The 13351-nt window shown below is 37.0% G+C and carries 20 protein-coding genes and 1 pseudogene; all 21 read right to left on the bottom strand.

What is annotated here, in order from left to right; translation table 11 throughout:
* Positions 1-10: 10 nt before the first annotated feature.
* The gene (locus AC6I9F_RS00375; protein WP_338620379.1) at positions 11-154 is read right to left on the bottom strand and encodes a phosphoribosylaminoimidazolesuccinocarboxamide synthase; all 144 of its coding nucleotides are present in this window, start codon (positions 152-154) and stop codon (positions 11-13) included.
* 1 nt (position 155) lies between these two features.
* Positions 156-863, bottom strand: a complete 708-nt coding sequence (gene purC, locus AC6I9F_RS00370) for a phosphoribosylaminoimidazolesuccinocarboxamide synthase (protein WP_338619440.1) — start codon at positions 861-863, stop codon at positions 156-158.
* Between the two features lie 170 nt (positions 864-1033).
* Positions 1034-2383 (bottom strand): competence pheromone export protein ComB, encoded by a 1350-nt coding sequence (gene comB, locus AC6I9F_RS00365; protein WP_498022112.1) that lies wholly within the window; start codon positions 2381-2383, stop codon positions 1034-1036.
* Positions 2384-2395: 12 nt separating this feature from the next.
* A complete protein-coding gene (comA, locus tag AC6I9F_RS00360; protein ID WP_498022110.1) occupies positions 2396-4549 on the bottom strand; it encodes a peptide cleavage/export ABC transporter ComA in 2154 nt (717 codons plus the stop codon).
* A gap of 309 nt (positions 4550-4858) precedes the next feature.
* Positions 4859-5047 (bottom strand): hypothetical protein, encoded by a 189-nt coding sequence (locus tag AC6I9F_RS00355; protein WP_119942193.1) that lies wholly within the window; start codon positions 5045-5047, stop codon positions 4859-4861.
* A gap of 471 nt (positions 5048-5518) precedes the next feature.
* Entirely contained in the window at positions 5519-5749 is a 231-nt protein-coding gene (locus tag AC6I9F_RS00350) for a bacteriocin immunity protein (RefSeq protein WP_173251719.1), read from the bottom strand.
* A 77-nt stretch (positions 5750-5826) separates the two neighbouring features.
* A complete protein-coding gene (locus AC6I9F_RS00345) occupies positions 5827-6006 on the bottom strand; it encodes a hypothetical protein (RefSeq protein ID WP_240148113.1) in 180 nt (59 codons plus the stop codon).
* A gap of 80 nt (positions 6007-6086) precedes the next feature.
* Positions 6087-6301 (bottom strand): annotated as a pseudogene (locus tag AC6I9F_RS00340) (bacteriocin immunity protein).
* A 3-nt stretch (positions 6302-6304) separates the two neighbouring features.
* Positions 6305-6472 carry a class IIb bacteriocin, lactobin A/cerein 7B family gene (locus AC6I9F_RS00335; RefSeq protein WP_173251716.1) on the bottom strand — a complete coding sequence of 56 codons (168 nt, stop codon included), beginning with the start codon at positions 6470-6472 and terminating at the stop codon, positions 6305-6307.
* Positions 6473-6708: 236 nt separating this feature from the next.
* Positions 6709-6903 carry a class IIb bacteriocin, lactobin A/cerein 7B family gene (locus tag AC6I9F_RS00330; protein WP_000180815.1) on the bottom strand — a complete coding sequence of 65 codons (195 nt, stop codon included), beginning with the start codon at positions 6901-6903 and terminating at the stop codon, positions 6709-6711.
* Positions 6904-6937: 34 nt separating this feature from the next.
* A complete protein-coding gene (locus AC6I9F_RS00325) occupies positions 6938-7093 on the bottom strand; it encodes a hypothetical protein (RefSeq protein ID WP_001004584.1) in 156 nt (51 codons plus the stop codon).
* Positions 7094-7104: 11 nt separating this feature from the next.
* On the bottom strand, positions 7105-7233 hold the full coding sequence (locus AC6I9F_RS00320; RefSeq protein WP_000658223.1) for a smi_0059.1 family bacteriocin-like peptide: 129 nt from the start codon (positions 7231-7233) through the stop codon (positions 7105-7107).
* A gap of 491 nt (positions 7234-7724) precedes the next feature.
* Positions 7725-8771 (bottom strand): DUF6287 domain-containing protein, encoded by a 1047-nt coding sequence (locus AC6I9F_RS00315; protein WP_050261356.1) that lies wholly within the window; start codon positions 8769-8771, stop codon positions 7725-7727.
* 29 nt (positions 8772-8800) lie between these two features.
* Positions 8801-10030 (bottom strand): CAP domain-containing protein, encoded by a 1230-nt coding sequence (locus tag AC6I9F_RS00310; protein ID WP_498022105.1) that lies wholly within the window; start codon positions 10028-10030, stop codon positions 8801-8803.
* A 198-nt stretch (positions 10031-10228) separates the two neighbouring features.
* Positions 10229-10816 carry a recombinase family protein gene (locus AC6I9F_RS00305; protein ID WP_498022103.1) on the bottom strand — a complete coding sequence of 196 codons (588 nt, stop codon included), beginning with the start codon at positions 10814-10816 and terminating at the stop codon, positions 10229-10231.
* Between the two features lie 618 nt (positions 10817-11434).
* Positions 11435-11560 carry a PncF family bacteriocin immunity protein gene (locus AC6I9F_RS00300; protein WP_007284823.1) on the bottom strand — a complete coding sequence of 42 codons (126 nt, stop codon included), beginning with the start codon at positions 11558-11560 and terminating at the stop codon, positions 11435-11437.
* Positions 11561-11562: 2 nt separating this feature from the next.
* Complete coding sequence (blpU, locus tag AC6I9F_RS00295) at positions 11563-11793, bottom strand: bacteriocin-like peptide BlpU (protein ID WP_049512844.1); 231 nt, start codon at positions 11791-11793, stop codon at positions 11563-11565.
* Positions 11794-11986: 193 nt separating this feature from the next.
* Positions 11987-12187 carry an SPPN_00645 family bacteriocin-like peptide gene (locus tag AC6I9F_RS00290; RefSeq protein WP_049512841.1) on the bottom strand — a complete coding sequence of 67 codons (201 nt, stop codon included), beginning with the start codon at positions 12185-12187 and terminating at the stop codon, positions 11987-11989.
* Positions 12188-12427: 240 nt separating this feature from the next.
* Positions 12428-12610 carry a class IIb bacteriocin, lactobin A/cerein 7B family gene (locus tag AC6I9F_RS00285; RefSeq protein ID WP_000435077.1) on the bottom strand — a complete coding sequence of 61 codons (183 nt, stop codon included), beginning with the start codon at positions 12608-12610 and terminating at the stop codon, positions 12428-12430.
* A gap of 110 nt (positions 12611-12720) precedes the next feature.
* Positions 12721-12861: a hypothetical protein gene (locus AC6I9F_RS00280; RefSeq protein ID WP_001004581.1), complete on the bottom strand. Its 141-nt coding sequence runs from the start codon at positions 12859-12861 to the stop codon at positions 12721-12723.
* Between the two features lie 11 nt (positions 12862-12872).
* Complete coding sequence (locus AC6I9F_RS00275; protein WP_050266023.1) at positions 12873-13001, bottom strand: smi_0059.1 family bacteriocin-like peptide; 129 nt, start codon at positions 12999-13001, stop codon at positions 12873-12875.
* Positions 13002-13351: the final 350 nt, after the last annotated feature.

Here is a 13351-nt window from a genome sequence, read left to right as displayed (position 1 = left end):
CTTGAGACTGTTATTTCAATTCCTGCAACTTTTCCCAAACAATTTCGTAAACGTCGGTTAGTTCTCCCAATTCTCTACGGAGTGAAAAGGTCTGGGGGACCTTTTCAGCCTGAGTCCTTTTATTTGAGAGACGAAGGTTTTCCGTTGCAAACAGATTATTTCAAACCTTGCAACTTCTCCCAGACGATCTCATAAACGTCGGTTAGTTCTCCCAATCCTCTACGGAAAACATCCTTATCCATATGGTTGCCATCCGCATCCCACAAGCGGCAGTTATCTGGTGAAAATTCATCTGCTAAGATAATCTTACCATCCTTGTCAAAACCGAACTCTAGCTTAAAGTCAATCAACTTAAGCCCAATCTCAGCAAACCAAGCCTTCAAGAGTTCATTGATACGACGCGTTTCTTCCTTCAAATAGACAATCTGCTGGTCATCCGCAATCTGTAGAAATTTCACATGCTCATCATTGATAAATGGATCATCCAAATCATCATTTTTGTAGTAAAATTCGACAATCGGAGTCTCAAATGCGATTCCCTCATCCACACCAAAACGTTTTGAAAAGGAACCAGCCGTGTAGTTGCGAAGTACGACTTCCAAAGGAATGATTTCCACCTTTTTATTGAGTTGTTCTGTGTCTGAAAGTTTCTCCACAAAGTGAGTCGCCACACCAGCCGCATTTAATTTCTCAAAAATAAAAGATGAAATCTGATTATTCAACACTCCTTTGCCCGCAATCTGCTCCTTCTTGACACCATTGAAAGCAGTCGCCTGATCCTTGTAAGTTGAAATAATAAGATTTTCATCCTCAGTTGTATAGATATCTTTAGCTTTTCCCGAATAGATCAATTGTTTTGACATTTTAAAGTTCGCCTTTCGTATTACTTGAGCACATTCTACCATAAAAAACCCAAAATTACAAGAATTTAACCGAATAAATGACGTAGTAACCTCAAAAATCATAAAGAAAAAAACTGCAAGAAAAAGATTTCTCACAGTTTAAAAATCATTTAACTCTAAAAACACGAACATTACTCTTTGTTCAAAAATTGATCCAAATAATAACGTAGATAACTTTTCTTGCCCGTAATCATCTGTAGGCGACCTTCCACCCCGTACCGAAGTTTTTCAGCCTGCTCCGAAGTTAGATTAGTCTCCGCCTCGATTTTAAAGAAATTCCCTTTCTCAGTCTTGGTAGCTGTCGCATCAATACTTGTAATAGTAGAATCTAGGAAAAGTTGATTCTTGGCATCATGAGTCGTCGTATAACGAACAGAATCACCGACCTTGATCCTTGCTATATCTTTTGAACTTAGATAAGCTGTGAGTTTGGCTTTCCCTTCTTTTTTCAAAGACGGATAGAGTTGGGCTAGTAGGGCACCTTCTGCAACCATGGTAGAATCACTAGTCTCAGGATTAAGGTGAAGCACCCCATCCTCACTCGCCGTAATTTTCCCCTTGTCTAAAAGATTTCCCTGTACCTTCTTACCTGACTCTGCCTCCAAGATTTTCTGATCTAGAAGGGTCAATTCCTGACCAACCTTAGCCAAGTGTTGGGATTTGAGAGACTCCAATTGACTGCCTAAGCCTGACGCGTAGGCTTGCTGGGTACCTGAACCTGCATACTGGACACGGTAAGTAGCAAGACTGGATTCTAACTGAGAAAGCTGTGCTTCAACCTGCGCCACTGCCTGGGCCTTAGCTTGCGGATTTTCCTCACCCTGAGACTTGTAGGACTGGTAGAGAGAGTAGGCTAGATTCTGACTGGCCAAGGAAGCACCTGTTTCAATAGCTGACTTAGCTGTCTGGTAATCGCGAATTTTAGCCTCTGTTTGACTGATGAGGTTGCCGATTTCGGCTTGAGTCTGACTAGCTGCTGCATTCTGGGACGCGATGGTCTCATTTTGTTGCGATGTACTAGCCCTAAGACTGCCTGCTTGGCTGAGGTAGTCGCGAAAGGTGGCTTGGTAGCCAAATTTATCCTCCTCTGGAAAGTGGTTCTCCCCTTCTTGCAGACTTTTTTGCAAATACTCCAATTGCTTTTTTTGATCCTTAAGCATGTCCAACTGACTGGCATAAGACTCCGCTTGGACACCCTCTGCCCCTTCCTGATATTGAACAAGAAGCTCCCCCTTCTTGACCAGCTTATTTTCTTCCAAATGATTGACAAGAATACGATTGTTACTAGTTGACTGGATATGTGCAAGGATACGACTAGGCTCGACAGTAGCTCTAGTAGACAAACTCATCTCCTTCTCTGCCAAAGTTGCAAATCCAAGTAAAAACACAAGCAGAAGGGACATGGGTACAATCACCCGACTGGAAAAATTATGGTAACGACGATTATAAAACTCCGCACTTTCTAAAAATTCTGGTTTCATCCTCTCCTCTTTCTAGCTATTGACCAAATGGGCGTAAAATCCACCCTGTGCAAGCAAATCAGCATGCTTTCCTTCTTCGACAATCTTGCCCTGATCCAAGACAACAACCTTCTCTGTCCGCTCAGCAATGGTCAAGCGGTGGGCGATGAAAATCAAGGTCTTGTCCAAAGCCATCAGATTATCAACAATTCGCTTCTCTGTCAAAATATCCAAACTGCTGGTCGCCTCGTCCAAAATCAAGACCGGCGCATCTGTCAAGAGAGCACGCGCCAGAGCAATTCTCTGACGTTGACCACCTGAAATCCCTGCCCCATCCGAAGTCAATTCTGTCTGGTAATTCAGTGGCATGCGCTCAATGTCCTCCCGAATCTCTGCCAATTCGACCGCCCGTAAGATATCTTCCTGTGTCGTCCCCTCCTTGGCTCCCAAAAGAAGATTCTCCAAAATCGTTCCGTTAAAGACATAGGGCTGTTGAGGCAGATAGTTGATATACTGACGCAGAGCCTTTTTATCAATCTGATTGAGATTGACACCACCCAGACTAATCTCTCCCTGACTTGGGTCGTAAAAATTAACCATCATCTTGGCCAAGGTCGTCTTACCTGACCCTGAAATCCCCACAAAAGCTACTTTAGAACCTTGGGGAATAGTCAAATTGATATCTGACAAGACGTCTCGACCATAACCATACTTGTAGTAAACCTGCTTGAAGTCCATATCTCCCTTCATCAAGCTCAAATCCTCAACCGTTTTCTTCTCCTCAAACTCCGAAGCTACTAGATAAACCTCATTTAGACGGTTATTGGCAACCTGCGCAGTCTGAAGTTTGGTTTGCAGGTTGATGATATTTTCCAAAGGATTGGCAAAATAAATGAGCAAGGTATTATAGGTAATCAACTGCCCCAAACTCATCTTGCCATCCATGACCAAAACAGCCCCCATCCAGAGAATGCCGACATTGAGCAAGAGATGGGCAACTTTTTTCAGAGCCTTTTGCTGACTCTCTGCCCGACTATAGGTAAAGGATTTTTTCAGATAATCCACAAATTCCTTGTCAATTTTTTGGTAACGCTGACTTTCACTGGTCAAGGACTTAATAGTCTCAATACCGTTGATGTCCTCAATGATAGAAGAAGACAGAACCGCATTGGCTTCCATGGTATCCCGATTCATCTTTTCAAACGGCTTCATAAAGGCAAAGATAATCACTGTGTAGATAGGAAGTGCCAATAAGGTCATGAAAAAGAGATTGGTATTTTGTGAAAATAAAACAAGAGAAATAATGACAACCGTTGACACATCTAGGAAAATCGAAAGAATGGTCGAAGCCAGCGCATCGATGATACTGTTAGCATCTGTGAAACGAGACACGATTTCCCCTGTCCTGCGTGTCGCAAAGAAGGACATAGGCAGGTGAAAAACATGCTTGATATAGGACAAAATCACATCAATCGACAAGCGTTGCCCCAAAACAAGTAAGAGATACTCCTGAGCGTAAGACAAAATCTGCTGGAGAATATAGACGATAACCAGCCCAATAGAAATAATCCCAAGCGTCGAACGCATCTGATCTGGCACATAGGTATCAATGATAGACTGCAGATAATAAGAACCCACAATATTAATCAAGGTTACCAAGAGTGTCGCCAAAACGATATTGGCAATCAAGCCACGCTGCTTCACTAATATAGGGATAAAAGAGAGCAGGCCATTCTTTTGATCCTTATGAGGCTTGTAGTCTGGACTAGGTGCCATAAAAAGAGTCACTCCTGTCCATTCTTCCGCAAAACGCTCACGTGGCAGTTTGGTCAATTTCACCCCAGGATCTGGATCGGCAATATGAATGCTATCCTTATCCTGCCCAGTCACCACATAGTAGTGGAGCAATTTTCCTTCCTTAAGCACATGGGTAACAAAAGGAAAAGTCAAATCTGGCAAGTCAAAAAGCGTCATATCCGCCTTAATGGCTCGCGTCTCAAAGCCAATCTCCTCTGCCACCTTGACCAAGCCCAAGGCCGTCGTCCCATCCATGGTCGTCTTGGCCAATTCTCGCAAGTGAGCCAAAGAATAATAACTACCATAGTAGCCAAAAACCATGGCTAATGAAGCTACACCGCAGTCCATCTGATCCACCTGCGGACGATAGTGACGTTTCCCAAATTTCATATTCATCTCCTTTTCCTAATACTCAATGAAAATCAAAGAGCAAACCAGGAAACTAGCCGCAGGCTGCTCAAAACACTGTTTTGAGGTTGTAGATAGGACTGACGAAGTCAGTCACATATATACGGCAAGGCGACGTTGACGTGGTTTGAATTTGATTTTCGAAGAGTATAAACTCATCTGATAACAACTATCTTACCCTAATCCCCAAACAAAAACTGGACTTCCTTCCCAAATGTGCCTATCTACCTCCCAAATGCACTTTTAGGATAAAAAAATAGGCAGAACAAACGTCATGCCTAAAATATATATTTATTTCTTTTTCTTCCTAATTCTTTTGTCAATCATATACAACACGATAATCGAAAACAGCGGTGGTACAATATAACTCTTTTCACTCATTGTCAGATGAAATCCCAGAGTTGCTAGTATCTTAAAGATGAAAATATTCATCAAAAATAGAAAAACAAATACTAAAAAATATTTTAAAATCTTATTCATTTTTTTCTTCAACTCTCCTAATTTCTATAACTATTTTATCAAAAATACATGTAATACTCAAGGAAAATCAAAAAGCAAACTAGGAAGCTAGCCGCAAGCTGTACTTGAGTACGGTAAGGCGACGCTGACGTGGTTTGAATTTGATTTTCGAAGAGTATAAAACTCCAAATAAACACCTCAACTACACTTTTTTTGGCAAAAAATAGGCAGAACAAACGTCCTACCTACTAAAAATATGCTATTGAAAGGAAAATGATTTTTTTCTGACACCCTAGGCAAGCTTGGGACAAATAAATCATTGATAGTAACCTTTACGACATCCTATTTAAAGTTACTTCAATTTTTAATGTCCCTGCTATTTCTAAGCCACCTATGGTATGATCTATTCATAGTCAGAATAGATTATACCGTTCTAAATTACGATTCATAGTTACTCCTTTTGTTGATTCGTTACTATAAGACACCTATTCCCTATAGAGCGTCTACTGCTTCAAATTTATCTATTCTTTTTTCTTTACTTCTATATAAAAGAATGAAGACCATCATAAATAATGCAATCGTTGGTATATTGAAACTATCAAGCCAAGTAGGTAAAGATACTTTATTTATGTCAGCTACTAATCTGATGATGATATAAGACATTGAACTAAGTAATACCATGATTTCAGGCCAAACTTTCAGTATTGATTTAACAAATTTCATATTAAACTCCAATGTGATGCATTCTGAGATTCTAGCCTAGTCATTTTAGCACAGACTAACAAATCATTCTTAACTGTTTACTCTACTCGCTTTTTATTGACCTTATATCCTAGATAAAAGAGCCCAAATAAAACGGGGTAAATTTCTGAATAAAATAGGATATTGATTGGATTTTTCAAAATCAAATACGTTACGATGTAGATTATGAGCGATACGGTAAAATAACCCTCAGTAAAGCCTAATAAAAATGTTTTCATAGAAAGCTCCTATTTACCTGACAAGAATGGCGGAAAAACGCTACCATTCATATACACAAAATCCTTTTGATTCATGTTCTTCATTTATAGTTTTGATTATTTTTTGACAAATCTTTGCGAAAATACCAAAATATCCTGCGAAAAGCAAACCAACTAAAGTCCATTGCCAATTAAAGGATACTAACGAACCTGTACGAATCACGTGAAGCGCGACATTAAGAGTTATTCCCAACAAAGGACATATAGTGGCTAGTTTAGGTAACAATGTATTAAGATTAAGGTTGCAACTGTTCATTATCTAACGCCCACGACGAGCCAAATCTGAACCGAATTTGTAACCAGCATTAAAAATTTGTACAGCAGCATTCAGTACTCCTGCAATCCCAACTGCTTCCGCAAGACCAAAACCACCTTTTGTTCCCACTAATTCATCGTTAGATAATTGATAAAATTGTTCTAAGTTCATAGTCGTCATTACCCCTTTGTATTATATTTTATTGCTATGTAAATGATTAAAATGAGTATTGGATAGGTAAATACTTCTGAGACATCCATAAAATTCATACTATACTGTCCAGATAATATTTTATAGTCAATTAAAATTTGAACGACAGTAAAAATAATACGTAGCGATAACAATACCCCTAATAATATCACTTCTTTTTTTAAAAACATAGAAATGCCTCTCTGACTACAATCAGATTATGGTCTATTCGCATAATACCCCAAAGCTGCTCCTCCAGCAAAAAGCGCTGCTGCTCCACCTGCTACTGCTGCACCTATCTTCCAGATAGACACTCCGGCGATTACAAGAGGCAATGCTCCCCCATCCACATCCATCAACTCTTCTTCTGTAAGAGCTACAAAGTTCTGTTCCATTTTGTCAAAATTTGTCATCTTTTTTCTCCTCTTGTTCTATTTTTTCTAAATCTTATCTTCTAAAAAATGGGGTTCCAATAAATATACCGCGTAACAATAGACCTGTAATTAGACCCCGTTGATAACTTTCCTTGCTACCACCCACCAGCAAAGCTAAGTCGCTCTCCTTTAATACTTCAATAGTATACTTATCATTCATTTCATTCATCTCTTATCCTCCTAAAAACCAAAACCTCTACGAAATCCAATGTACCAATCTGCAAGGGTCTTCACCCAATTTTCTCCACCTTGAATATCGGTCAATTCTTCCGAAGTTAGCTCAACAAATCCATAGTAATGTTCTTTCATTATTTTATTCCTTTCTTTTTTCCTCTTACTTATCTATTCGAAAAACAATTCGAAAATGTACAACTAATTAAATTTATTTGAAAAATAATTTAGTAAACCATGGATAGAAAATTGGTAGATACATGAAGCAAACTCCTTTCCTTTTCCTCTCACTTATTTATTCGAAAAAGAATTCGAAAATAAACAACTAAATCAAAATTTATTTGAAAAATAATTTAATGTACCATGAATAGAAAATTGGTAGATACATAAACCAGACTCCTTTCTTTTTCCTCTTACTTATCTATTCGAAAAAATTTTCGAAAATGTACAACTAAATTAAATTTATTTAAAAAATAACTCAGTCAACCATGGGTAGAACATTGATATAAACATGAACTAGGCTCCTTTCCTTTTCCTCTTACTTATCTATTCGAAAAGGAAGTCAAAAAAATAAGAATATCAGAAAATTTTCCGACATTCTTATTGATAAATTTGTAAGTCTATTAAAACTATTCTACCTTGTAAAAAAATCCCTCGGTACTACCATTGATAAGTTGGTGTCCAAACCATAAGCGGTCTTGTGTAATATCAGACGAGTCAGTATAGCCATTATCTGAAGAAGAGGTGACAGACATGGTTATAGGGATTCCTGCTGGTAAAAAGGCAATAGCTGCACCAGCACCTCCATCTTTAGAAACAGAATTTGCCTTAAGATAGTGGTCAATTTCTTTAGCATGTTCAATTGAAATTTTGGACTTATCACTTACTAAACCATTTTTGTCGAAAGTAAATTCAATACCTGAACGATTCCTCCAAGTTCCTGAGACACTAGAAAAATCTCCATTTTGAATTGCAGAAATATCCATCCCTTTACTTTCTGACGGAAAGGAAGATTCTTCACTTATGAGACTTGTGACAGATTTCCAAGAGAAAGATCTTATGTCAAGGGAAGGTGGTTTTGTGCCCAGTCCCTCTTCTGTATCTGATTCGATAACTAAGTCTAATCGTGTTCCATCCTGATTGAACTTGTATAGTTTAAGTTGGATTTGATTAATAGATACTCGGGTAGATAATTGGAAATAGCCATTTTCTAAAGGATTAAAATGTACTCGCTCTCCAATAAAGTCCAGATTGTTTTCTGCATTGGTCAGTCGAATAACTTCGTCATTTTTAAGAGTTCGAATATCTAATAAATCGTAATAGTTAGAATCCGTTTTAAGGGCAACCAAAAGTTCGTCCGTACCATTTTGGTCTAAATCATACAAGCTGTATTGTAGTCCAGAGTATTCTTTAGGATAAGTATTTTTTAAGTTTGCTTTTGAATTGAGCTCTTTAGGTGAAGCTGATGAATCATCTAATACTTTGGCATATTCTTTAAGGACAGGATTATATAGGGTGTAATCATTTTTCTTCTCTTCTGATGTGGAAGTAGGCGAACTGCTACTAGAAGTAGTTGTTTCAGAACTTTCTGAGGAAGTGTTTTTACTCTGAGGTTGGCAAGCTGTTAAAATGGAGATAGCTAAAATACTGATACTGAATAGAAATAATTTTTTCATATGTTTAATCTTACAATTTGAAATTGTTTTTATACCCACTCACCGTTGTAATTGACACGATAACCGTCAGGTGTAGTTGTATTGATTGCGAGTGCACCAGAGCTATAGGCATAGTACCATTTACCAGATACCTTCATCCAGCCTGTTTTCATAGCCCCTGAGCTATCAAGATAATACCAGCTACCATTATCTTTGAACCAACCAGTCTTCATAGCACCTGAACCGTCGAGATAGTACCACGTGCCGTTGTCTTTTATCCAGCCAGTTTGCATCCAACCTGAACTATCGAAGTGATACCAGATATTATCTAATTTTGCCCACTGATTGTAAGGGTAAGACCCATCAAGTTGCATAAACCACCAACGAGAGCCCGATTGTCGCCAAAAACCCATACCCCTACCAATATCTTGCATTTGAAAAAAGAAACCTGGTTTATTAGTCCCGTTAGACTTACCTTGTTTTGTTTTCTTACTGGTATGAGTTCCGATAGCCTTCAAATCTTTGTCAAAAAGATTCGCCTTGGTCGCAAATGTTTGAATTTGAGAAGAATCGACTTCTGTGTATTGAATGGCTTTTCCATAACCGCCAGCTAATTCTTCAGAGCCACCAGATGCTGTTCCGAAACTTTGTGCAATGGTAATCCAACTATTTTTAGGATTCTCAAAGGCTGCAAGTCCCATATAAGTTAATTCTGGATTGATTAAGGATTCGTAGTGTCCAGTTTGACCAGAGACACTTGCCCCACTACGAGATTTGACGTAATCTGCTTTTTCCTCATACCATTGATCAATAGCTGCCATAAACCCATCATAGTTCCAAGCTAAGTTTTCGGCTAGTGAAAAATTTCCTGAAGGCCAGGCACTCCAAATATCTTTATTAGATAAACGTTTATGATTCATAGTTACAGAAGCTTCTGCTGCACGAGAAAAGGCTGTTTTCTCTAGTGCAGTTGACCATTTGATGGGAACGTAGCTACTGACTATTCCTTCCGTAACAGCTTCTTTTCTGATAGCATTTATACGGTCTAAAATAGCTTGTTTATCTGGCGTCAAGAAATTTCCTTCAATTCCAACTAAGCTAGTACCGGCAGAAGTACTAGTTACCTCTGAGTTCAAGATATGATAAGACTGACCATTGATTTCTTGAGTGGAAACCAGCCTATCATTAGCAGCTACTGATTGTGATGTAACAATTCCTACCCCAAGAAGTGATAGAGCTGAAATCGTTGCAAGTGTGAACTTTTTAGCTTTGGTGTCCATTTCGTGTCCCCCTATTTTTATTTATTGTAAAATAATCAGTTTGTCCTAAAATCTAGACTTTTTTGGACAAACTTGATAAAATGGAAGTGTAATAATAATTGGTCAAAATGCTGGATTTTAGAACCTTTTTTCTAACGAAAACGCTTCTAAAATAGACTGTATTTTCTGTCCAAAAAATCCTAGGTTTTTTGACAAGAACTATGAATTTTTTATCCAATTATGAAAGGCGCTTTTTGATACTCCTAAGATGTCTGCACCTTCTCGTAAGGTTATTTCTTTTTTCTTATATTGAGCTATCACATCAGGGAAATTATTCGGGACAACCAATTTTGGTCTACCGAATTTCTTCCCTTTTTTCTGTGCTTCCCGTATTCCTTCCATTTGTCTTTGTTTGATTTGTTCTCTTTCAAACTGTGCCACATAAGATAGGACTTGTAAAACGATATCGGAGATTAGTTTTCCTGTGATATTATCATTGCTATTCTTTGTATTTAATAAAGGGAAATCTAAAACAGTTATATTTACTTTCTTTTTCTTAGTAATTGCTTGCCATTGTTCTAAAATTTCATCATAGTTTCTTCCCAACCTATCAATTGATTTAATAACCAATTCATCATTTTCTTTCAAGGTAGTTAATAATTTTTGATATTCCATTCTGTCAAAATCTTTTCCTGAAACGTAATCAATAAAAATATTCTCTTTTGATAATTTGTTTTCTACTAAGGCTGAAAATTGCCTATCAATATTTTGTTCTTTTGTAGATACTCGAACATAACCGTAACGCATAAAAACTATCCTTTTTACACTTATTGTAAAATATAAAAGAGGGCAAAATGCCCTCAAGGAGTAGTGTATTCAATTTCTAGCAATTATATATTAGTTCAAGCTACTTCATCAAGACTTAAAAGTATGTAAAAAATCACAAACTAAGACCTTCTTCATTCCTTTTCTTCAACTTTCCTAATTTCTATACCTATTTTTTTTCAAAAATACATGTAAAACTCCAAATAAACTCCAAACGATATAAATAAACACCTCAACTGCACTTTTTGGATAAAAAATAGGCAGAACAAACGTCCTACCTACTAAAAATATGCTATTGAAAGGAAAATGATTTTTTACTGATACCCTAGGCAAGCTTGGAACAAATAAATCATTGATAGTAACATTTACGACATCCTATTTAAAGTTACTTCAATTTTTAATGTCCCTGCTATTTCTAAGCCACCTCTGGTATGATCTATTCCTAGTCAGAATAGATAACACCGTTCTAAATTACGATTCATAGTTACTCCTTTTTTTGATTCGCTACTGCAAGATTCCTATTTACCTGATAAGAGGAGAGATGGTCCTCTTTACATGTGCAAGATAATTTTGAATCAGATTCATCATTTATCGTTTTGATTATTTTTTGACAAATTTTTCTGTTTTCTTCTCCGAAGACTTTAAAAATTTTTTTCTAATTAAATCATCCATATAGGGACCAAATATACCAACTACTAAACCAATAATAAAACTTTTAAAATCCATAATTACCACCAACATGTCGCTGCATATGCCACACCTCCAAGTATAGCTCCTCCCGCAGCACCAGTTGCTGCACCTTGCCATGTTCCTGTTTTAATTCCTAGCTGAAGACCTCGTGCTGCTCCTCCTCCAACACCTGCTTTGGCAAAATCTCCCCAATTGCATCCGCCACCTTCAAGGCAAGCAAGCATCTCAGTATCCATAATTTCAAATTGTGACATCGTTTTTGTATTCATAACGAATGCCTCCTTTTTTATTTTTAATGCTTGTCTTGTTGCAAACTTGACAAGTTTGGTATAGCAGTGCTTATTAAATTTTTTCATCCAAATCTTGAATTACTGAAATAATCATTCCCTGTTTTCCTCTTATTTCTCTATTCGAAAATGAATTCAAAAATATAATATATGATGTCAATTTTAATAAACTATATTAATAAAATGCATTGTAAACATTTCGCCCAAATGCTCTACCAGCATTATAGATACCACCGAAAAATCTTCCCGTACTATCAATCACTTTATGGACATCGATGTTAATATTACCTCTCCATGACACTCGACCGCCCTCTACTGTTGCTAAATCTTTTTCTGTAAGACTTGTAAATTTTTCTTCAATTTTTATCATATTCATTATGTCTGTTCCTCTTTATCTATAATTTTTTATTAAAATAAATAATTATAAACCATTTCGCCAAACTTCTGTCCCGCCCAATAAACCGGTCCTAAAAGTAAGGTCCCTAAAGCATAAACCCCAACTACTCCAACTATGAAAATGAATACTTTTACAGGAATTGACTGCAAACTGTAAAAATTCTCTACCCTAGTAATCCAACTTTCTATTATGCGTTCCATTAGCGCTCATCCTTCCCTGTTAACGTCCACGACGCTTAGCATGTGCTCCTGAAGCACCATCTACCGCACCCAATAAAAATGTTCCTGCAATTGCGACTCCTCCAACTACTACCAGACCAAATAGCAAGCCTCCTTCTACATCGGCCAATTCCTCATGACTCATTACATGAAAATTATTTTCCATATTTTTAATTTGTTCCATCTTATTCTCCTTTTTTGATTCTTAACAATTGAAAAAGGTAGTTATTTGTATTTCCTTTTTCATATATTCTGTTCATTGTTGTAGGTAAGCTTCACTCTCTAAATATTATCTTAGAATCCAAATAATGCACGACGTAAAATGAACCCCACCATTAAACCATGTTGGTAACTTGCCTCACTACCACCCACCAGCAAGGCTAAGTCGCTTTCCTTTAATACTTCAATAGTATACTTATCATTCATTTCATTCATCGCTTATCCTCCTAAAAACCAAAACCTCTACGAAATCCAATGTACCAATCTACAAGGGTCTTCGTCCAATTTTCTCCACCTTGAATATCGATCAATTCTTCCGACGTTAGCTCAACAAATCCATAATAATGTTCTTTCATTATTTTATTCCTTTCTTTTTTCCTCTTACTTATCTATTCGAAAAAAATTTCGAAAATGAACAACTAAATTAAATTTTATTTGAAAAATAATTTAATGAACCACGGATACAAGATTGGTAGATACATAAACCAGACTCCTTTCGTTTTCCTCTTACTTATCTATTCGAAAAAGAATTCGAAAATGTATAACTAAATCAAATTTTATTTGAAAAATAATTTAGTAAACCATGGATAGAAAATTGGTAAATACATCGCGTAGTCTCCTTTCTTTTCCCTCTTACTTATCTATTCGAAAAAAAGTCAAAAAAATAAGAATATCAGAAAATTTTCCGATATTCTTATTGATAAAC

It is taken from the genome of Streptococcus nakanonensis, assembly GCF_059738785.1.
This window is presented reverse-complemented; position numbering and strand designations above follow the sequence as displayed.